Below are 20,352 nucleotides of genomic sequence, written 5' to 3' on the forward strand. Positions count from 1 at the left end.
ATGAGCACGCACACCCTCCGCTCGAAGCGCCGCCGCTCGGCGCTTCGCACGGCGGCGTTCCTGTCGCCCTGGCTGATCGGCTTCAGCGTCTTCTTCGCCTACCCGCTGCTCTCGACCGTCTACTTCTCCTTCATGGACTACGACGGCTTCGCCGCCCCGTCCTTCAACGGCCTGGCCAACTGGACGTATGTCTTCCGGGACTACCCCCTGTTCTGGCCGGCGCTGCGCAACACCCTGTGGCTGGTGGTCGTGATGACGGCCTGCCGGGTCGTCTTCGGGCTCGGCGTCGGCATGCTCATCACCCGGATCCGGACGGGAGCCGGGGTCTTCCGCACCCTGTTCTACCTGCCGTACCTGGCCCCGCCGGTCGCGGCGACCCTCGCCTTCGTCTTCCTGCTCAACCCCGGCACCGGGCCGCTGAACTCGGTCCTCGAAGGGCTGGGCATCCCGGCCCCCGCCTGGTTCAACGACGCCGCCTGGTCCAAGCCCGCGCTCACCATGCTCGCGGTGTGGGGCGTCGGCGACCTCATGGTCATCTTCATGGCCGCGCTGCTCGACGTGCCGAAGGAGCAGTACGAGGCCGCCGAGCTCGACGGGGCGTCCGCCTTCCAGCGGTTCCGCTACGTCACGCTGCCGAACATCTCGCCGATCGTCATGTTCGCCGTGGTCACCGGGGTCATCCAGGCCATGCAGTACTACACGCAGCCACTGGTCGCCGGAAAGGTCGCCTCGGGCGTCATCGGCGGCTCCGGCCAGCAGTTCGAGCCCGGCTACCCGGACAAGTCCACCCTGACCCTGCCGCAGCTCGTCTACAACCTCGGCTTCCAGCGCTTCGACTACGGAGCCGCCTGCGCCACCGCCCTCGTCCTCTTCGCCCTGGCCATGGCCTTCACGGCTCTGCTCATGCGCCGCCGCGGCGGTCTCGTCCAGGCAGGTGACTGAATCCATGAGCCAGACCCTCCAGGAACGCGAGGCCGCCCCGGTGGCACCGCTCACCGGCGCCACCCCGGCCGCGCGCGCCGCCCGCCGCCAGGCGGTCCTGCACTGGATCGCGGTGCACTCGCTCGGCGTCGCCGCCGCGCTGTTCTTCGTGCTGCCCTTCGTCTTCGTCATGCTCACCTCGCTGATGAGCGACCAGCAGGCGCTCACCCGCGACCTCACCCCCGACACCTGGGAGTGGGGCAACTACGTCCGGGTCTTCGAGACGCCCGGCTTCCTCACCTGGTGGCGCAACACCCTGCTGTACGCGGGCCTCGGCACCCTCCTGACGGTGGTGTCCTCGGTCCCGGTGGCGTACGCGCTCGCCAAGTTCCGCTTCCGCGGCAGCCGGCTGGCGCTGATGCTGGTCATCTCGATGATGATGCTGCCGCCGCAGGTCGTGGTCATCCCGATGTACCTGTTCTGGGCCAAGCAGCTGGACCTGTCCGGCACGCTGTGGCCGCTGATCGTCCCGATGGCCTTCGGCGACGCGTTCTCCATCTTCCTGCTGCGCCAGTTCCTGCTGACCATCCCCAACGAGTACCTCGACGCGGCCCGGGTCGACGGCTGCGGCGAACTGCGCACGCTCCTGCGGGTCGTGCTGCCGATGGCCAAGCCGGGCATCGCGGCGATCGCGCTCTTCCAGTTCTTCAGCGCCTGGAACGACTACTTCGGGCCGCAGATCTACGCCTCCGAGAACCCGGGCGCGTGGACCCTGAGCTACGGCCTGGAGTCCTTCAAGGGCGCGCACCACACCGACTGGAATCTGACCATGGCCGCGACCGTCCTGGTCATGGCCCCCGTGATCCTCGTCTTCTTCTTCGCCCAGAAGGCGTTCGTCGAGGGCGTCACACTGACCGGAGTGAAGGGCTAGCCGACGTTATGAAGCTCGCTGTCGTGGGGGGCGGCTCCACCTACACCCCCGAACTGATCGACGGGTTCGCGCGGCTGCGCGAGACCCTGCCCATCACCGAACTCGTCCTCGTCGACCCGGCCGCCGACCGGCTCGACCTCGTCGGCGGCCTCGCCCGGCGGATCTTCGCCAGGCAGGGCCACGGCGGGACGATCGTCACCACCTCGGACCTCGACGCCGGCGTCGAGGGCGCCGACGCGGTCCTGCTGCAGCTGCGGGTCGGCGGACAGGCCGCCCGCGAGCGGGACGAGACCTGGCCGCTGGAGTGCGGCTGCGTCGGCCAGGAGACCACCGGCGCCGGCGGTCTCGCCAAGGCGCTGCGCACCGTCCCGGTGGTGCTGGACATCGCCGAACGGGTCCGCCGCACCAACCCGGACGCCTGGATCATCGACTTCACCAACCCGGTGGGCATCGTGACCCGGGCGCTGCTCCAGGCCGGCCACAAGGCGGTCGGCCTGTGCAACGTGGCGATCGGCTTCCAGCGCAAGTTCGCCGCGCTGCTCGGTGTCTCCCCCGCCGAGGTGCACCTCGACCACGTGGGACTCAACCACCTCACCTGGGAGACCGGCGTACGGCTCGGGGGCCCCGAAGGCGAGAACCTGCTGCCCCGGCTGCTCGCCGAGCACGGCGACGCGGTCGCCGGCGACCTGCGCCTGCCGCGCTCCGTGGTGGACCGGCTCGGCGTCGTCCCGTCCTACTACCTGCGCTACTTCTACGCGCACGACGCCGTCGTGGAGGAGCTGCGCACCAAGCCCTCCCGGGCGGCCGAGGTCGCGGCGATGGAGAAGGAGCTCCTGGAGATGTACGGGGACCCGGCGCTCGACGAGAAGCCCGGGCTGCTCGCCAAGCGCGGCGGGGCCTTCTACTCGGAGGCGGCCGTGGACCTGGCCGCCTCGCTGCTGAGCGGAACGGGCAAGGGGTCCGCGGGGCCCTCGGCCGGGGGCACCGGCGGTGGGCGCGCGGGCGGTTCGCCGTACCAGGTGGTGAACACCGCCAACAACGGCACGCTGCCCTTCCTGCCGGACGACGCCGTGATCGAGGTCCAGGCGGCGGTGGGGCCGAACGGCGCCGTACCGCTGCCGGTGGCTCCGGTCGACCCGCTGTACGCGGGTCTGATCGCGCACGTCACGGCCTACGAGGACCTGGCCCTGGAGGCCGCCCTGCGCGGCGGACGGGACCGGGTGTTCAAGGCCCTGCTGGCGCACCCGCTGGTGGGACAGTTCGACCGGGCCGACGGGCTGACCGACCGGCTGATCGCGCACAACCGGGAGCACCTGGCGTGGGCCTGAACGGGACGCTGCTGGCGATAGACGCCGGCAACAGCAAGACCGACGTCGCCGTCCTGGCCCCGGACGGCACCGTCCTCGGCGCGGCGCGCGGCGGCGGGTTCCAGCCGCCGGTGGTGGGGGTCGACACGGCCTTCGACACGATCGCGGAGATCGTGGAGCGGGCCTGCTTGGCCGCGGCCGCCGAGCCGGTGTTCGCGCATGTCGCGGCCTGTCTCGCCAACGCCGATCTGCCGGTGGAGGAGGAGGCGTTGAAGGCGGCCCTGGAGGCGCGCGGCTGGAGCCGCTCGGTCCAGGTGCACAACGACACCTTCGCGATCCTGCGCGCCGGGATCGACGAGCCGCGGGGCGTGGCCGTGGTGTGCGGGGCCGGCATCAACTGCGTCGGCATGCTGCCGGACGGGCGCACCGCCCGCTTCCCCGCGATCGGAAAGATCTCCGGCGACTGGGGCGGCGGCGGAGGACTCGCCGACGAGGCGCTGTGGTTCGCCGCGCGCGCCGAGGACGGCCGGGGCGGGCCGACCGCACTCGCCCGCACGCTGCCCGGACACTTCGGGCTGCCGTCGATGTACGCGCTGATCGAGGCGTTGCACCTGGGCCGCATCCCGCACGAGCGCCGGCACGAACTGACGCCGGTGCTCTTCAGGACGAGCGCGGAGGGCGACCCGGTGGCCCAGGCCCTGGTGGACCGGCTGGCCGACGAGATCGTGGCGCTGGCCTCGGTGGCCCTCGGACGGCTCGGACTGCTCGACGAGGCTGCGCCGGTGATGCTGGGCGGCAGTGTGCTGGCCGCGCGGCATCCGCGGCTCGACGGGCGGATCGCGGAACTGCTCGCCGCGAAGGCGCCGAAGGCGGTGATCGGCGTGGTGACCGCTCCGCCGGTGCTCGGCGCGGGACTGCTCGCCCTGGACGCGGTGGGGGCGTCCGGTGCGGCGGCGGCACGGCTGCGGGAGCACTACGCGTCCTGAGCCGTGCCGGGTGCGTGCGGGGCGTCCCTCCGGGGGCGCCCCGCACGCATGTTCACTCGTTCGAGGACGTTCGGGGTGGAACCGATTTCGGCCGCCCGACGTATTCAAGGTGACAGCCGTGCGAAGGGGGGTTCGCCTGCGGAAGCAGCGGACGCATGGGGCACGATAGGAACAAGATCAGGTCAATCCCGGTGTGCGGGGCGGGCGCTGCGGCCATACTGCTGGCCGGGTAGTCGTCCACCGCTCCACCGGCAGGACGGGTCGACGTCTCAGACCGAGGGGGAGGTCACGTGACATACCCGCCGAACGCGGCCGCCGCCTCGGCGGCGCCCGGCGCGACCACCGCGACCGCGCGGCCGGGCTCCGGTGTGCCCGCACAGCCGGGGCCGCCGGGCCGGCCCCTGCCGTCCGGAGCCGGATCCGTGCCGCCGCCCGCCGCGCCCGGTGCCTGGGCACAGGGACGCGAGATCCTGCGCCGGGCCGCGACGACCGAACCGGGCCGGCTGCGCATCCTCGGCGCCCTCCTGGCCCTCCTGGTCCTCGCCTTCGGGGCCGTCACGTCCTTCGAGGTCGCCGACCGGGCCTCGTACGCGGACGACGTGGTGGGCCGCAGCCAGCCGCTGAGCGCCGACGCCGCCGACATCTACCGCTCGCTCGCCGACGCGGACGCCACCGCCGCGAGCGGCTTCCTGGCCGGCCCGCAGGAGCCCGCGCAGATCCGCGAGCGGTACGCGGACGACGTCACGACCGCCTCCCGGCTGCTCGTCAGGGCCGCCGCCAGCACGGACGCCGACGGCGACGCGGCCCGCGAGATCGCCACGCTGAACGAACACCTGCCGCGCTACACGGGCCTGATCGAGCGCGCCCGCGCGGCCAACCGCCAGGGCCTGCCGCTCGGCGGTGCCTATCTGCGGTACGCGAACCAGACGATGAGCCACGAGCTGCTGCCCGCCGCCGAGCGGCTCTACGCGCTGGAGACCGGGCGGCTCGGGCGGGACGACGACGAGGCCCGCGCCTGGCCGTTCCTGTCCCTGGCCCTCGGGGCGCTCGCCCTGGCCTTCGTGGCCTGGGCCCAGCGCCGCAACTACGTCATGACGAACCGGGTGTTCAACCGCGGTCTGCTCGCCGCGAGCGCCGCCTGCGTGGCCGCCGTGCTGTGGCTGCTCGCCGGGCACGCCCTGGCCCGGGCCGGTCTGAACGACGCCCGGGCGCACGGCCAGGAATCCCTCCAGGTGCTCAACGAGGCCCGGATCAGCTCCCTGAAGGCCCGTGCCAACGAGAACCTGGCGGTGGTCGCGCGCGGCGCGGTGCTCACCGAGGACGGCAAGCGCGACAAGTACGAGGCCGACTACACGAGCAGCGTGGCCGCCCTGGGCTCCGCGCTCGACGCGGCGCGGCGGCTCGCCGACGACGAGGCCGGCAGCGGCCCGCTCACCGAGGCCGTCGCCCGCACCGGCGAGTGGCGCAAGCGCCACGAGCAGGCCCGGGTCCTCGACGACGCCGGCGACTTCACCGGCGCGATGAACCGCATCATCGGCACCACGGACTCGACCGGCCAGTCCTTCGACCAGGTCGACGCGGCCCTCGGCCGGGCCCTCGCGCACGAGCAGGACGAGTTCACCCGCGCCGCCGAGGGCGGCCGGGACGCGCTGACGGGGCTGCCGTTCGGCGCGGCCGCGCTCGGCGTGCTCGCCGCGGTGTGCGCCGTGGCGGGCGTCAACCGCAGACTGTCGGAGTACCGGTGAGAGGGGGCGGGATGCCGGACGGCGTCGAGCAGACGAACGGGGCGGGCGCGGGGCCGGACGGCGCCGGCCGCGCGAGCCGGCGGGGCGCCCTGACCGGCGGCTCCGGGTACGGGTCCCGGCCGGCCCCCCGCGGCCTCGCGCGGCTGCGCGGCTGGGGCGGGGTCGCGGCCATGGCGGTGGCCTGCGGACTGACCGCCTCGCTCGCCCTGTTCGCGCTGCCGCGCACCGGCGCCGGCGACCCTGCCGGGCCCGCCGGCTCCGGGCCGGGCGTGGGCCGCGGGATCCAGGTGAGCGCGGAGCACGCGGAGACCTGCCGGGACCCCGATGCCTCGCTCACGCCCTCGGCCGCCGACGGACCCGCGGTCGCCAGGATCAAGGAGCGGGGCAAGCTGGTCGTGGGCGTCGACCAGTCCAGCTACAAGTGGGGCTTCCGGACTCCGCCCACGGTCACCCGGCTCGCCGACGGCTCGGTCAAGGAGACCCCCGGCGAACTGCAGGGCTTCGACATCGACCTGGCCAAGGCCATCGCCAAGGGGATCCTCGGCGACGAGAACGCGATCATCTTCCGCACCATTCCGACCAATCAGCGCATCGCCGCCCTGGAGAGCGACAAGGTCGACCTCGTGGTGCGCACGATGACCATCAACTGCAAGCGGATCCAGCAGGTCGCGTTCTCCACCGCCTACTTCCAGGTCGGCCAGCAGATCCTCGCGCCCAAGTCCTCCCCCATCACCGGATACGACAACTCCCTGAGCGGCAAGCGGATCTGCACCGCCGAGGGCTCCACGGCCCACGAGGCCCTGGAGGAGAAGTCGTTCGGCGCGGTCTACAAGGACGTGGGCGACGGCACCAAGGACGACCCGGACCTGCTGACCGTGCCCAACCAGCTGGACTGCCTGGCCCGGCTCCAGATGGGCGAGGTCGACGCGGTGCTCACGGACAACGCGCTGGCCGCCGGCCAGGCGGCCCAGGACCCGGCGGTCGAGCTGAAGGGAAGGCCCTTCACCACCGAGTACTACGGGGTGGCCGCCAAGCTGGGCAACGACGACCTGGTCCGCCGGGTCAACCAGGTGCTCGTGCAGTACCGGCAGGGCCCCTGGCAGGCTGCGTACGCGAAGTGGCTGAAGGCGGACCTGCCCGGCATATCCGGGCCGCCCGCACCCAAGTACAAGTAGAAGCGAGAGGTGATCGATGGGCGTCGCGGGACCCCCCGGGCCGGTAATGGACCGGGACGAGGTGGACCGTGCGCTGGCGCGGCTCGGCGCGGAGCACAAGGCGGTCGAGGACTCGCTCCTCGCGCTCCAGGACCACGCCGGCCGCAGGCTGCTCGAAGGCGCCGAGCTGACCGGCACGACCCGGGACCGCTGGCAGGCCACCGAGCGGACGATCACCTTGCTGTGGGCGTACTTCGACACCTACACGGCCGCCCTGCACGACGCCCGTGAGGTGCGGGCCCGGCGCCGCTGGCCCGGGCGGGAGGAGCTGACCGAGCTCACCGACCGGCTGCGCGGCGAGAGCGTGCACGTGCCGGGCGCGGCGCGGGAGCAGGAGCGGCTGTCCGAGCGCTTCACCCTGGACGGCCTCGTGCGGCGGATGAACGAGCTGTACGCGTCCTCGCTCGACGTGGTGGTGACGGCCGACGCCGTCTGGTCGGCGCTGCCCGCCCGGATAGACCTCCTGGCGGCCGAGCTCGGCCGGACCCGGTCCCTGGCGCACTCGGTCGGGGTGCGGCCCGGGGAGCACCCGGCCGGCGACGAGCTGGAGGAGATCACGGCCGAGCTGTCGGCGCTGCGTACCCAGGTCGTGTCCGACCCGCTGGCCTTCTGGGTTCCCGCGCCGGGCAGTTCGGCGCCCGGCGGCGGCCGCCCCGACACCGGGCGGTACGACACGGCGGCCCGCGCCCTGGAGGACATCCGGCGCGAGATCGAGGCGGTGCTCCAGGTCCGGCAGGACTCCGAGGACCGGCTGCTGCGGCTGCGGGACGTGCTGTCCCGGGCGGACCGCACGCTCGCCGAGGCCCGGGCGGCCCGCGGCGAGGTGCTCGCGAAGATCGCCGCCTCGGAGGTGCCCGCCGTCAGCGGACCGCCGACGGCGCTCCAGGAGCGGCTCGTCTCGGCCGCCGAGCACCGCAGGCACGCCCGGTGGCACCGGCTGTCGCCGCTCCTGGACTCCCTGGAGCGGGAGGCGGAGGACGAACTGCTGCGGGCCCGCGAGTCGCTGACGGCGGTGACCGCGCCGCTGGCGGTCCGCGCCGAGCTGCGTGGCCGGCTCGACGCGTACAAGGCGAAGGTGGCCCGGCTCGGCGCGGCGGAGGATCCGCTGCTGATCGAGCGGTACGACCTGGCCCGCCGCATGCTGTGGAGCGCCCCCTGCGATCTGCGGGCCGCCGAGCAGGCGGTGCTGCGTTACCAGCAGGCGGTGGCCGAGGTGCTGTCGGGGCCGAGGGACGGCAGGGGGAGTCAGTGGTGAGCGGGGAGTCCGGAGTGAGCAGCTGTCAGCGTCCGTCGTGCGAGGGCTCGTACGAGGACATGGGAGGCGGCGAGCTGTACTGCGACACCTGTGGTCTCGCCCCGGTCGTCGCTCCCGGAGGCATGCTGCAGTCGACGCCGACCGGGCTGGCGGCGGGCGGCTCGGGCCCCGAGTCGGGCCGTTCGGGCTCGGCGGCCTCGCGCGGTTCGGCGCGTTCGACCCGCTCGTCGCGGTCCTCGGCCTCCCGGCGTTCGGTGTCCGGGCGGCTCTCGCGCGCGGTCTCGGGGCGGAGCACGGCCCCTTCGGTGTCGGTGCGCAGCTCGGGTTCGACGGGCGGCCAGTCGGGGCGGGGCCGGCTGGGCGCGGGTCTGGTGACGGTGCCGGAGGTGCCGCGCCCCGACCCTCGCGCGGCGGTGATGGAGAACCCGGAGGTGCCGGAGAGGAAGCGATTCTGCTCGCGTTCCGACTGCGGCGCCCCGGTGGGACGTTCGCGCGGCGAGCGGCCGGGCCGTACCGAGGGCTTCTGCACCAAGTGCGGCCACCCGTACTCCTTCGTGCCGAAGCTGCGCGCCGGGGACGTGGTGCACGGGCAGTACGAGGTGGCGGGCTGCCTCGCCCACGGCGGGCTCGGCTGGGTCTACCTGGCGGTCGACAAGGCGGTCTCGGACCGCTGGGTGGTCCTCAAGGGCCTGCTCGACACCGGCGACCAGGACGCCATGGCCGCGGCGATCTCCGAGCGCCGCTTCCTCGCGGAGATCGAGCACTCCAACATCGTCCGCATCTACAACTTCGTCGAGCACCTGGACCAGCGCACGGGCTCCCTGGACGGCTACATCGTCATGGAGTACGTGGGCGGCAAGTCCCTCAAGGAGATCGCCAACGACCGGCGTACCCCGGACGGGCGGCGCGACCCGCTGCCCGTCGAGCAGGCCTGCGCGTACGGCATCGAGGCCCTGGAGGCGCTCGGCCATCTGCACAGCCGCAACCTGTTGTACTGCGACTTCAAGGTCGACAACGCGATCCAGACCGAGGACCAGCTGAAGCTCATCGACATGGGCGCGGTCCGGCGGATGGACGACGAGGAGTCGGCGATCTACGGCACCGTCGGCTACCAGGCCCCCGAGGTCGCCGAGGTCGGCCCGTCCGTGGCCAGCGACCTCTACACGGTGGCCCGCACGCTGGCCGTCCTCACCTTCGACTTCCAGGGCTACACGAACGTCTTCGTGGACTCGCTGCCGGAGCCGGACGGCATCGACGTCCTGCGGACCTACGAGTCGTTCTACCGCTTCCTGGTGCGGGCCACGGACCCCGACCCGGCCCGCCGCTTCGCCTCCGCCCAGGAGATGGCCGAGCAGCTGACGGGCGTACTGCGCGAGGTCGTCGCCCTCCAGTCGGGCCGGCCGCGGCCCGCCCTGTCGACGCTGTTCGGCGCGGAGACACGGGTGACCGACACCGAGCTGTTCGCCGAGCTCACCGAGGACGTGTCGGTCCTCGGCGCGCGCGACCCCCGGCGCGGCCGCCGGAAGAGCCTGCCGACCTCCGTCGTCGGGCGCGGCGGCAGCTTCCTGCGCCCGCTCGACGTGGCGGCGACCGCACTCGCCCTGCCGGTGCCGCGGGTCGACCCGGGCGACCCCAACGCCGGTTTCCTCGCCGGTCTGCTCGCCGCCGCCCCCGGCGAACTGCTCACCGCCCTGCACGCGGCGCCGGTCCCCTCGCTCGAACTGCGGCTGCGCGAGCTGCGGGCGCGCCTGGAGATGGGCGACCTCGCGGCCGCGGGGCAGGCGCTCGCCGCCCTGGAGCAGGGTTACGGCGACGACTGGCGGGTCGTCTGGTACCGGGGTGTGACCTCGCTGGCCGGCGACGACCGGGAGAGCGCCGCGCTCTCCTTCGACGCGATCTACGACGCCTTCCCCGGCGAGCCTGCGCCCAAGCTGGCGCTCGGCGTCTGCGCCGAGGTGCTCGGCCAGCTGGACAACGCGGCGGAGTACTACCGCCTGGTGTGGGCGACCGACCCCAGTTATGTGAGCGCCGCCTTCGGACTCGCCCGGGTGCAGCTCGCGGCCGGCGACCGGGCGGGCGCGGTGCGCACGCTGGAGTCCGTGCCGGAGTCGTCGATCCACTACACGGCCGCCCGGGTCGCCGCCGTCCGGGCCCGGCTGCGCCGCCGGCCGACGAACGAGCCGCTGGGCGCCGATCTGACCGCCGCCGCCGCGCAGGTCTCCGCGCTGCAGGGCTTCGGCCTGGACGCGGTGCGCCGCGAGCGGCTGGCGACCGAGGTGCTCGGCACGGCGCTCGACTGGGTGCTGTCCGGCAGCCCCGGCGCGGGCCCGGCCGGCACCGTGCTGCTCGGCAGCGAACTGGACGAGCGCGGACTGCGCTTCGGCCTCGAACGCTCGTACCGGGTGCTCGCCCGGCTCGCCCAGCAGGGCGATGAGAGGATCGAACTGGTGGAGCGGGCCAACCGTTTCCGCCCCAGGACGTGGGTGTGAGTATGTCCCTGAAGCCCAAGCCCCCGCATCCCCTGGGGACCTGCCCCGGCTGCTCGGAGCCGCTCGAGTCCGGCGACCGCTTCTGCGGGGCGTGCGGCTACGACCTGTCGGCCGCGAGCCCCGAGCCGGACCGGCCGACGGTCCCGATCGCCCTGCCCGTGGACTGGCCGGAGCCGCCGCCCCGCGACCCCCAGTCGCTCACCACGGCGACCCAGCATCCCGGCGACCTGCCGGGCACCGACTCGGGCGGCCGCGACCTCCCGACGATCCCGGTCCGCACGGACGAGGTCCCGCAGGCCCCGGCACCGGGCGGCCCGGCGAGTCCGACGGCGCCGGCGGGTCCGACCGCGCCGACCGACCCGACCACGCCGGGAGCACCCGCGGCACCTGCGGCACCCTCGGCACCGACCCCGGCGTCCGCCCCGGCACCCGCATCCGCGCCGGCACCCGCACCCGCACCCGCACCCGCACCCGCACCCGCACCCGCACCCGCAAGCGGATCCTCCTCCGACGACGACTTCACGCTCGCCGCACCCGACCCGCGCGCCGCCCTGCAGGCCGAGCCCGCGCCCCGGGCAGCGCCCGCTCCCGGGACCGCGCCGGCGCCCGAGCCCGCGGGCGGGACCGGGCCGGAGCCGACGCGCGAGCCGGTTCCCGGGCACGGCTCCGCGGGCGACGGGCGGAAGGTCTGCGTGGCCTGCCGGGCCGGACGGGTGGACGGGGACGGGTACTGCGAGCACTGCGGTCACGCGCAGCCGCGCGAGCGGGACCACATGGAGCAGGAGCTGCCCTCGGTCGCCGCGGTCAGCGACCGGGGTCTGCGGCACCACCGCAACGAGGACTCCTTCGCCGTCGCGCAGGCCGTCCTGCCGGACGGGTCCCCCGCCGCGCTCGCCGTCGTCTGCGACGGCGTGTCCTCGGCGACCCGCCCCGACGAGGCCTCCAGCGCCGCGGCCGCCGCGGCGCGCGACGTGCTCGTCGCGGCGCTGCCGCGCGGCACGCACGCGCAGCAGGCCATGCACGAGGCCATCGTGGCCGCCGCCGAGGCGGTCGACGCCCTGGCAGAGCGCGGCTCGGCCGACCGGGAGCACCAGAACGCCCCGGCCTGCACCATCGTCGGCTCGATCGTGGCCGGCGGGCTGCTGATCGTGGGCTGGGTCGGCGACAGCCGGGCCTACTGGGTTCCGGACGACCGCAGTTCGCCGCCCGCCCGGCTCACCGAGGACGACTCGTGGGCCGCGCAGATGGTCGCGGCGGGCCTGATGAACGAGGCACAGGCGTACGCGGACGAGCGGGCGCACGCCATCACCGGCTGGCTCGGCGCCGACTCGTACGAACTGGAGCCGCACACCGCCGCGTTCAAGCCGGACCGGCCGGGGGTGGTCGTCGTCTGCACCGACGGTCTGTGGAACTACGCGGAGGGCGCCGCGGACATGGCCCGGGTCATGCCGCCGGACGCCGGCGAGCGTCCGCTGCACGCCGCGCAGGTGCTGGTGGGCCACGCCCTGGACGGCGGCGGGCACGACAACATCACGGTCGCGCTGCTGCCGTTCGCCCTCCCGTCCCCCGGGGCAGGATCCGCCTAGCCCGCGCGCGGCCGCCCCGTCCGGGACGCCGAGACCCCGAGACCCGATCTTCCCTTCCCCTCGTGAGCCGAGGAGCCGAATCACCCATGGCCAACTTCTCCAAGCCGACCGGGCCGCAGTTCTCGGTGGACGTGTACCAGAACGAGTACCTGCCGGAGGGCGGTCGGGACGTCAACGCGATCGTCACCGTCACCTCCACCGGAGGCGGCACCGGCGGCACCCACGCCACCCCGCTGCCGGCCACCGGCGGCTCCGCCGCGGTCGTCCTGATGCTCGACTGCTCCGGCTCGATGGACTATCCGGGGGCGAAGATGCGCGGCGCCCGCGAGGCGACCGCCGCCGCGATCGACACCCTGCGCGACGGCACCTCCTTCGCCGTCGTCGCCGGCACGCACGTGGCGAAGGAGGTCTACCCGGGCAACGGGCGGCTCGCCGTCGCCGACGGGCGCACCCGCGCCGAGGCCAAGGACGCGCTGCGTTCCCTGAGCGCGGGCGGCGGCACCGCCATCGGCACCTGGCTGCGCCTCGCCGACCGGCTGCTGTCCTCCGCCGACGCGGCGATCCGGCACGGCGTGCTGCTGACCGACGGACGCAACGAGCACGAGAAGCCGGAGGAGCTGAAGGCCGCCCTGGACGCCTGCGCCGGCCGGTTCACGTGCGACGCCCGCGGGGTGGGTACCGACTGGGAGGTCGAGGAGGTGCGGGGCATCGCCCGGGCACTGCTCGGCACGGCCGACATCGTCGCCGACCCGGCCGGTCTCGCCGCCGACTTCACGACGATGATGGAAAAGGCCATGGGCAAGGAGGTCGCGGACGTCGCGCTGCGCCTGTGGACCCCGGTCGGCGTGGAGATCGGCTTCCTGAAGCAGGTGGCCCCGAGCGTCGAGGACCTGACCGGGCGGCGGACCGAGGCGGGCCCGCGCGCCGGGGACTACCCGACCGGATCCTGGGGCGACGAGTCCCGTGACTACCACGTGTCCGTCCGCGTGCCGGAGGCCGCGATCGGGCAGGAGATGCTGGCCGCCCGGGTCTCGCTGATCGTCCCGGACCCGGCGGGCGGTACGCCGACGACGCTGTCCCAAGGACTGGTACGGGCGGTGTGGACGGACGACATGGTGATGTCCACGTCCATCAACCCGCAGGTCGCGCACTACACGGGCCAGGCCGAGCTCGCCGACGTCATCCAGCAGGGTCTCGATGCCCGCAAATCGGGTGATTCCGACGGAGCGACCGCCAAGCTGGGGCGCGCGGTGCAGCTGGCGGCGGTCTCCGGCAACGCCGATACGGCGAAACTCCTTTCGAAGGTGGTGGACGTGGTCGACGCCGCGACGGGTACTGTGCGGTTGAAGGCGAAGGTCGCGGAAGCGGACGAGATGACTCTCGAGACCCGTTCCACCAAGACCGTACGCGTCAAGAAGTAACGGACACACAGGGCCGTAAGGGACGAGGAGAGGGGGGAAGCACCGACATGCCGACCTGCCCGAACGGACACCAGTCGGTCTCCGACGACTGGTGCGAGGTCTGCGGCCACCGCATGGCGGCCGGGGCGGGTGCGCCGACGGGTGCCGTACCGCCGCCTCCCCCGCCGCCGCCTCCCGCGTACGGCTACCCCGGCCCGGCCGGGCCGGGTGGTCCCGGCGCCCCCGTGCCGCCGCCGGCCCCGGGGGGCTACGACCCGAACGCGACCGCCCAGGCCGAGCTGTGCCCGCAGTGCCGCACGCCCCGTGAGCACATGGCGCCGTTCTGCGAGGAGTGCCGCTGGAACTTCCTCACGAACACGGCCACCTCGTACACGCCGATCGCCCCGCAGCACGCGCAGCCCGGCCCGCCGCCGGCCGCGCCGCAGGGCCCGCCGCCCGGGCTCAACCTGCCGCCCGGCTTCCAGTCTCCGCCGCAGCAGCCGCAGCACCCGGACCCGTACGAGTACCAGGGTTCACGGCCCTCACAGGTGAACCGGCCGGCCGAGCCGCTGGGTGCCGATCCCACGCACCACCAGGCGCCGCCGCAGCGTCCGCCGATGGCCGGCCCGCCGCAGGCCCCGCAGGCACCCCATGCCCCTCAGGCCCAGGCACCGCAGGCGTTCCCGCAGGCTCCGCCGCCGCCCGCGCCGCCGCAGCCGCGTGCCGACGACGACTGGATGCTGCCGCCGCCCTCGGCCCCGCACGCTCCCGCCCCGCACCCCGCGGCACCGCCGCTGCCCGGCCACGGCGGCCCCTTCCCGGGCCAGGCCGGTCCGGGTCCGCAGGGTCCCGGTCCGCAGGGTCCCGGTCCGCAGGCCCCGCCGCAGCACGGCCCGGGCGGACACCCCGGACCGCAGGGCCCGGGTCCGCAGGGCCACGCCCCGCAGGGCCACGCTCCGCAGGGTCCGCCGCCGCAGTTCCAGCAGCCGCAGGCCCCCCAGGCCCCACAGCCGCAGCTCGGCTGGACCGCACTGGTCGGCCCGGACCGCGAGTACTTCATGGCGATGATGCAGCGCAGCGGCCCGGAGGCCTCGGGGCTCAACCTGCCCGCGTACTCGCCCGAGCAGCACATCCAGCTCCAGGGCAACCAGATCAGCATCGGCCGCCGCCGGCACTCCACCGGCGAGTCGCCCGACATCGACCTGTCGGTGCCGCCGGAGGACCCGGGCGTCTCGCACCAGCACGCGGTGCTCGTGCAGCAGCCGGACGGCTCGTGGGCGGTGGTGGACCAGAACTCCACCAACGGCACGACGATCAACGGCTCCGCCGACCCGATCCAGCCCTACGTGCCGGTGCAGCTCCAGGACGGCGACCGGGTGCACGTGGGCGCCTGGACGACGATCACCGTCCGCCGGGGCTAGCCCCGGGACACGACCTGTCCGGCGCGATCCGGCGGTATCCGGCGCGATCCGGCGGACGGGTCTACCGGTCCGGCAGCGGCCAGGCGTACGGCCCCTCGGGGTCGTCCAGCCAGGCCCACTGCCGGCCGCCGCTCACCGTCACCCCGAAGCGCTCCCGCTCCGGCCGCCGTTCGCGCTGCCAGAGCGAGAGCGCTTCGCGCGTGTCCAGGGCCTCCCCGGCCAGACCGGCCAGGAACTGGAACCGCTCGTCCTCGTACACCCGCCGCGGCACCCCGGCCGTCCAGGTCCGCGGGGTGTGGGCGCTGCCGCCGCGAAGGGCGACGAAGTAGGCGGGGGTGGCCAGGAAGCGTCCCTCGGCGTGGCCCGGGTCGCGGACGGCGAGCAGGATCAGACCGGTGGAGAGCGGGGCGAGGATCCGGGCGTCCGGCCGGGACTGGTCGAGCCAGGAATACGGGATCGAGGGCACCGCGCAGGTCGCGACGATCCGGTCGTAGGGGGCGCGCTCGGGACAGCCGCGGGCGCCGTCGCCGGTGAGCACCGCGGGCCGGTAGCCGGCGGCGGCCAGATGGTTGCGGGCGGCCTCGGTGATCTCCTCGTCGAGGTCGAGGGTGGTGACGTGCGCGTCACCGAGCCGGTGGCAGAGCAGCGCCGCGTGGTAGCCGGAGCCCGCGCCGATCTCCAGGACGTCGTGGCCCTCGCGGGGGTCGAGGGCCTCCAGCATGCGCGCCATGAGCGAGGGCTGGCTGGCGGAGGAGACCAGCTCGCCGTCCCTGACCCGGGTGGCCAGGGCGCCGTCCCGGTAGGCGCCGCGCAGCCAGCGGGTGCGGCGCCCGGGGTCGGGGTCGCCGGACCAGAGGCGTTCGTAGCCGCCGGCGCCGGGGACGTAGTAGTAGGGCACGAAGAGGTGGCGCGGGACCTGGTCGAAGGCGGCCCGCCAGGCGGGGTCGCGCAGGGCGCCGTACGCCTCGATCTCGCGGACCAGCGCCCGCCGGGCCCGTGCGCCCTCCTCGGCGAACATGTCGCGCATGGATCCAGGGTGCGGCGCCCGGCCCCGATCCGGCCACCGCTGCCGTCCGGCGACGGCCGGCCGTGGCGGTCCCGGCGGTGCCTTCCGGCCAGGGGTCCTAGACCTCCGGTCCTCGGCCGGGGCATCTGAGACGATGGAACGGTGAACGAGATTCCGCGCGGCACGCTTCAGGAGCAGACCTTCTACGAGCAGGTGGGTGGCGAGGAGACCTTCCGGCGCCTGGTCCGCCGCTTCTACGAGGGAGTCGCGGAGGACCCGCTGCTGCGGCCGATGTACCCGGAGGAGGACCTGGGCCCGGCCGAGGAGCGTCTCGTGCTCTTCCTCATGCAGTACTGGGGCGGCCCCCGCACCTACAGCGACCACCGCGGCCACCCCCGGCTGCGGATGCGGCACGCCCCGTTCACGGTGGACCGGGCGGCGCACGACGCCTGGCTGCGGCACATGCGGGACGCGGTGGACGGGCTGGGGCTCGCGCCGGAGCTGGAGCACCAGCTGTGGCAGTACCTGACGTACGCCGCCGCATCGATGATCAACACCGCGGACTGACCGCCCGCTCCCGGACGAACACATTCCGGTGACGGGGCGCCGAATAACGGTCACGATCGCATCAAGGTGCGCGTGAAAGCGGTTTCCAGACCCGGTGCCCTCTGAAAGCATCCGATGAACGTTCGATAGTGAACGATCACGTTGTTTTCAGGGGGGAAACGGGTGACGGGCTTCGTACTGCTCCGGGTCAGGGCACACCGCCTGCTCCTCGCGGCCGCCCTGCTCGCCGTCCTCCTGACGACCTCCGTCCTCGCCACGCTCGCCGCCTTCTCCGGCTCGATCGGCGACGCCGCCCTCCAGAGCACCCTGCGCGGCCCCTCGGCTCCCGCCGCCGCCCTCGTCGTGACCGGGCAGATCCCGCCCGACAAGCGCGCGAGCGCCGACGCCGCCGTCCGCGAGGGCGCCGCCCTCACCTTCGACGGGCTGCCCACCGACCTGCGCAAGCTGGAGCGCTCCGGGCCGTACGCGCTGCCCCGCGCCCTCCAGCCGCCCGCCGCCCGGGCCGGCGACCCCGACCTCACCCACTTCGCCGCGCTCGACCGCTCGCGGCTCACCCTGGTCAGCGGCTCCTGGCCGAAGGCCACCGGGCCGCGCGACACGATCGAGAGCGCCCTCCCCGAAGAGGCCGCGAAGCGGCTCAAGGTGACCCCCGGCACCGTCCTCGACCTCACCGACCGGCTCGGCGGCAAGCCCCTCAGGACGAGGATCACCGGTCTCTACCGGCCCACCGACACCTCCGACCTGTACTGGCAGCTCGACCCGGCGGGCGGCCGCGGCGTGAAGACCGTCGTCTTCACCACGTACGGCCCGCTGCTCACCGCCCCGGGTGTCCTGACCGGCGGCCGGGTCACCACCGGCGAGACCCGCTGGCTGGCCGGCGCCGACTACACCGGCGTCACCACCGACCGGATGGACGCCCTCGGCGCCGCCGCCACCAAGGGTCCGAAGACGCTGGTCACGGACACCGCCCGGTTCGGCACCACCGTCACCGCGTCCACCTCGCTGCCGACCGTCCTGGAGCAGACCGGCCGCGCCCTGCTCGTCTCCCGCTCCACCCTGTCCATCGTGGCCGTGCAGCTCGTCCTGCTCGCCGCCTACGCCCTGCTGCTCGTCGCCCGGCTGCTCAGCACCGAGCGCTCCGGCGAGACCGAACTCCTGCGCGCCCGCGGCGCCTCGCGCCGCCGCATCGCCGGGCTCGCCACCGCCGAGGCCCTGCTCCTCGCACTGCCCGCCGCCGTCGCCGCCCCCCTGCTCGCGGGCCCGCTGACCCGGCTCTTCGCCGACCGCTCCGCGCTCGACGCGCTCGGCTCGCTCGACGCCACTCCCCCGGCGGCGGTCTGGCTGGTCGCCGCCGCCGTCGCCCTGTGCTGCGCCGGCGCCGTCGTCGCGCCCGCGCTCGCCGCCGGGGACGGGACCGCCGTCTCGCTGCGCAAGGGCCGCGCCGCCGCGCTGCCCGCGCCCGTACGGGCCGGGGCCGACATCGGACTCCTGCTCATCGCCGGCGTCGCCTACTGGCAGCTCGACCGGCAGACCGGCGAAGGCGGCGGCGCACTGGCCGGCGACCGCTCCGGCGACCTCGGCGTCGACCCGCTCCTGGTGGCGGCGCCCGCCCTCGCGCTGCTCGCCGGCACCGTCCTGACGCTGCGTCTGCTGCCGCCCGCCGCCAAGCTGGCCGAGCGGCGCGCGGCCGGCGGCCGGGGCCTTCCCGCGGCCCTCGCCGGCTGGCAGTTCAGCCGCCGCCCGCTGCGCGGCGCCGGCCCCGTCCTGCTGCTCGTCCTCGCCGTCGCCCTCGGCATGCTCGCGATCGGCCAGAGCGACTCCTGGAACCGCTCGCAGCGCGACCAGGCCGACTTCCGCACCGGCACCAGCATCCGGGTGCTCGGCGCGGGCCCGGGCGAGGCCGCGCAGACCGAACGCCTCGCGGCCGTGCCCGGTGTCCGCGCGGCGGCGCCCGTGCACCGCTCCACGACCGACATCGCCGGAAAGAACGCGACCGTCCTGGCCGTCGACACCCGGCACGCCGCCGAGGGCCTGCGCTTCCGCTCCGACCTCGCCGACGGCTCCCCCGCCGCACGGCTCGGCGCCGTCATGCCGAAGGCCGGGCCGCGCCCCGGGATCGCGCTGCCGGCCGGCACCCGCGCCTTGCGGGTCGAGCTGCGCGACACCGCACCCGCCGGCACCTCCGCCGGCCGGATCACCGCCGTCCTGGAGGACGCCTACGGCGTCCCGTACCGCCGGCTCCTCGGCAGCCTGCCGGCCGACGGGCGCGTTCACCCGCTCACCGTGAACCTGCCCGAACTCGGCGACGTCGGCGGCTTCGGCCTGACCGGCCTCGAAGTCCGCGGGCAGAACGAGGCCGAGCGGGCCGGACAGCACCTGCTCACCGCCGAGAGGCTCGTCGCGGTCCTCACCGGCGGCGCGGAGCAGCCGCTCGACGCCCGCGCCGCCCTCCCCGCCTGGGCCGGCGAGTACACGGCGGAGAAGACCGGCGGCGAGATCACGAGCGCCCCGCTGCGCGGCACGCCCACCGCAGCCGCCCCGCTCGCCGTCAGCTACTTCGTCGCCGCGGACGAGGCCGGATGGGGCACCGACGGCTACACCCTGACGCTGTCCGCGCCGCGCCCCGCGCCGCCGAAGTCGGTCCCCGCGCTCGCCACCGACGCGTTCCTCGCCGCCACCAAGGCCCGGCAGGGCGACCGGGTCGACGTCACCTTCAGCGGCTCCACGCTGAACGTCACGATCGCCGGCGTCGTGCACGAACTGCCCACCACCGGGCCGGGCGCCCGCGCCGTCTCCGCGACCGCGTCCGCCGCCACCCCGGACAGCGGCGGCGCCGTGCTCGTCGACCTCTCCACGGCCAACCGGGCCCTGTCCACCACCCCCACCGCGACCCTGGTGCCCACCGAGTGGTGGCTCACCACCGCGCCCGGCAAGGCGGCCGAGGTCGCCGCGACGCTGCGGGCCCGCCCGGACGCCGACCCCACCCTGGTCCTCGTCCGGGACGAGGCCGCCGCCGAACTGCTCGGGGACCCGCTCGGCGCGGGCCCCAACTCCGCCCTCATGGCGGTGGCGGCGGCCGCCGCGGCGCTCGCCGCGGTCGGCTTCGCGGTCGGCTCGGCCGGCTCCCTGCGGGAGCGGTCGAGGGAGTTCGGGGTGCTGCGCGCGCTCGGCGCACCCCGACGGCAGCTGGCCCGGCTGGTCGCCGCCGAGCAGGGCCTGCTCATCGGCATCGGCCTGGTCGTCGGCGTCGCGCTCGGCACCGTCCTCACCCGGGCGGTCGTCCCGCTGATCGTGCTCACCGGACAGGCGGAGCGGCCCGTGCCGGCCGTCCTGGTCGAACTCCCCGCCGGCCACGTGGCCCTGCTGCTCGTCGCCGTGGCCGCGCTGCCGCTGGTCGTCGTCGGCACCATCGCGCTGCGCCGCACCGACCCGGCCGTCACGCTGCGCACCCAGGGGGAGAGCTGATGCCGCCGGCCGGCCGCGCACCGCGGCAGCCGTCCACCCCCGCCCGCGGAAAGGCGAAC

At 74.8% G+C, this 20,352-nt stretch carries 14 protein-coding genes; 13 read left to right on the plus strand and 1 reads right to left on the minus strand.

Annotated elements, in window-relative coordinates; translation table 11 throughout:
• The 11 genes from ACIRQF_RS37290 (at nucleotide 1) to ACIRQF_RS37340 (ending at nucleotide 15,255) form a co-directional block, all read left to right on the plus strand.
• Nucleotides 1-942 (plus strand): carbohydrate ABC transporter permease, encoded by a 942-nt coding sequence (locus ACIRQF_RS37290; protein WP_376630518.1) that lies wholly within the window; start codon nucleotides 1-3, stop codon nucleotides 940-942.
• Nucleotides 943-946: 4 nt separating this feature from the next.
• Entirely contained in the window at nucleotides 947-1,852 is a 906-nt protein-coding gene (locus ACIRQF_RS37295; RefSeq protein WP_404099358.1) for a carbohydrate ABC transporter permease, read from the plus strand.
• Between the two features lie 8 nt (nucleotides 1,853-1,860).
• Nucleotides 1,861-3,180, plus strand: a complete 1,320-nt coding sequence (locus tag ACIRQF_RS37300; RefSeq protein ID WP_404099361.1) for a 6-phospho-beta-glucosidase — start codon at nucleotides 1,861-1,863, stop codon at nucleotides 3,178-3,180.
• Nucleotides 3,171-4,145, plus strand: coding sequence for an N-acetylglucosamine kinase (locus tag ACIRQF_RS37305; RefSeq protein WP_404099363.1), 975 nt, complete (start codon nucleotides 3,171-3,173; stop codon nucleotides 4,143-4,145). The genes ACIRQF_RS37300 and ACIRQF_RS37305 overlap by 10 nt, the downstream gene beginning before the upstream one ends.
• Before the next feature lie 290 nt (nucleotides 4,146-4,435).
• Nucleotides 4,436-5,890 (plus strand): hypothetical protein, encoded by a 1,455-nt coding sequence (locus tag ACIRQF_RS37310; RefSeq protein WP_404099365.1) that lies wholly within the window; start codon nucleotides 4,436-4,438, stop codon nucleotides 5,888-5,890.
• Nucleotides 5,891-5,901: 11 nt separating this feature from the next.
• Nucleotides 5,902-7,065, plus strand: a complete 1,164-nt coding sequence (locus tag ACIRQF_RS37315; RefSeq protein ID WP_404099368.1) for a glutamate ABC transporter substrate-binding protein — start codon at nucleotides 5,902-5,904, stop codon at nucleotides 7,063-7,065.
• Between the two features lie 16 nt (nucleotides 7,066-7,081).
• Nucleotides 7,082-8,359, plus strand: a complete 1,278-nt coding sequence (locus ACIRQF_RS37320; protein ID WP_376630530.1) for a hypothetical protein — start codon at nucleotides 7,082-7,084, stop codon at nucleotides 8,357-8,359.
• Between the two features lie 59 nt (nucleotides 8,360-8,418).
• A complete protein-coding gene (locus tag ACIRQF_RS37325; RefSeq protein ID WP_382482581.1) occupies nucleotides 8,419-10,848 on the plus strand; it encodes a tetratricopeptide repeat protein in 2,430 nt (809 codons plus the stop codon).
• A gap of 2 nt (nucleotides 10,849-10,850) precedes the next feature.
• The gene (locus tag ACIRQF_RS37330) at nucleotides 10,851-12,434 is read left to right on the plus strand and encodes a PP2C family serine/threonine-protein phosphatase (RefSeq protein WP_404099506.1); all 1,584 of its coding nucleotides are present in this window, start codon (nucleotides 10,851-10,853) and stop codon (nucleotides 12,432-12,434) included.
• An 86-nt stretch (nucleotides 12,435-12,520) separates the two neighbouring features.
• Nucleotides 12,521-13,855, plus strand: coding sequence for a VWA domain-containing protein (locus ACIRQF_RS37335; RefSeq protein ID WP_404099371.1), 1,335 nt, complete (start codon nucleotides 12,521-12,523; stop codon nucleotides 13,853-13,855).
• Nucleotides 13,856-13,902: 47 nt separating this feature from the next.
• Entirely contained in the window at nucleotides 13,903-15,255 is a 1,353-nt protein-coding gene (locus ACIRQF_RS37340) for an FHA domain-containing protein (protein ID WP_404099373.1), read from the plus strand.
• A gap of 61 nt (nucleotides 15,256-15,316) precedes the next feature.
• Here the strand turns inward: ACIRQF_RS37340 and ACIRQF_RS37345 are convergent, their stop codons facing one another.
• The gene (locus tag ACIRQF_RS37345; RefSeq protein ID WP_389756503.1) at nucleotides 15,317-16,282 is read right to left on the minus strand and encodes a methyltransferase domain-containing protein; all 966 of its coding nucleotides are present in this window, start codon (nucleotides 16,280-16,282) and stop codon (nucleotides 15,317-15,319) included.
• A gap of 141 nt (nucleotides 16,283-16,423) precedes the next feature.
• Here ACIRQF_RS37345 and ACIRQF_RS37350 point away from each other — a divergent pair, with 141 nt between their 5' ends.
• Both ACIRQF_RS37350 and ACIRQF_RS37355 read left to right on the plus strand, forming a co-directional pair.
• Nucleotides 16,424-16,828 (plus strand): globin, encoded by a 405-nt coding sequence (locus tag ACIRQF_RS37350; RefSeq protein ID WP_376630537.1) that lies wholly within the window; start codon nucleotides 16,424-16,426, stop codon nucleotides 16,826-16,828.
• A gap of 162 nt (nucleotides 16,829-16,990) precedes the next feature.
• Nucleotides 16,991-20,293 carry an FtsX-like permease family protein gene (locus ACIRQF_RS37355; protein ID WP_404099377.1) on the plus strand — a complete coding sequence of 1,101 codons (3,303 nt, stop codon included), beginning with the start codon at nucleotides 16,991-16,993 and terminating at the stop codon, nucleotides 20,291-20,293.
• Nucleotides 20,294-20,352 lie beyond the last annotated feature (59 nt).

The organism is Streptomyces sp. NPDC101191 (assembly GCF_044767915.1).
In the GTDB taxonomy this organism is placed as follows: Bacteria; Actinomycetota; Actinomycetes; order Streptomycetales; family Streptomycetaceae; genus Streptomyces.

Excerpts from the sequence above, each read along its gene's own strand:
- ACIRQF_RS37300 (WP_404099361.1), top strand. The coding sequence starts at position 1,861 with ATGAAGCTCGCTGTCGTGGGGGGCGGCTCCACCTACACCCCCGAACTG.
- ACIRQF_RS37345 (WP_389756503.1), bottom strand. The coding sequence starts at position 16,282 with ATGCGCGACATGTTCGCCGAGGAGGGCGCACGGGCCCGGCGGGCGCTG.
- ACIRQF_RS37335 (WP_404099371.1), top strand. The coding sequence starts at position 12,521 with ATGGCCAACTTCTCCAAGCCGACCGGGCCGCAGTTCTCGGTGGACGTG.
- ACIRQF_RS37315 (WP_404099368.1), top strand. The coding sequence starts at position 5,902 with ATGCCGGACGGCGTCGAGCAGACGAACGGGGCGGGCGCGGGGCCGGAC.
- ACIRQF_RS37325 (WP_382482581.1), top strand. The coding sequence starts at position 8,419 with ATGGGAGGCGGCGAGCTGTACTGCGACACCTGTGGTCTCGCCCCGGTC.
- ACIRQF_RS37340 (WP_404099373.1), top strand. The coding sequence starts at position 13,903 with ATGCCGACCTGCCCGAACGGACACCAGTCGGTCTCCGACGACTGGTGC.
- ACIRQF_RS37290 (WP_376630518.1), top strand. The coding sequence starts at position 1 with ATGAGCACGCACACCCTCCGCTCGAAGCGCCGCCGCTCGGCGCTTCGC.
- ACIRQF_RS37295 (WP_404099358.1), top strand. The coding sequence starts at position 947 with ATGAGCCAGACCCTCCAGGAACGCGAGGCCGCCCCGGTGGCACCGCTC.
- ACIRQF_RS37320 (WP_376630530.1), top strand. The coding sequence starts at position 7,082 with ATGGGCGTCGCGGGACCCCCCGGGCCGGTAATGGACCGGGACGAGGTG.
- ACIRQF_RS37330 (WP_404099506.1), top strand. The coding sequence starts at position 10,851 with ATGTCCCTGAAGCCCAAGCCCCCGCATCCCCTGGGGACCTGCCCCGGC.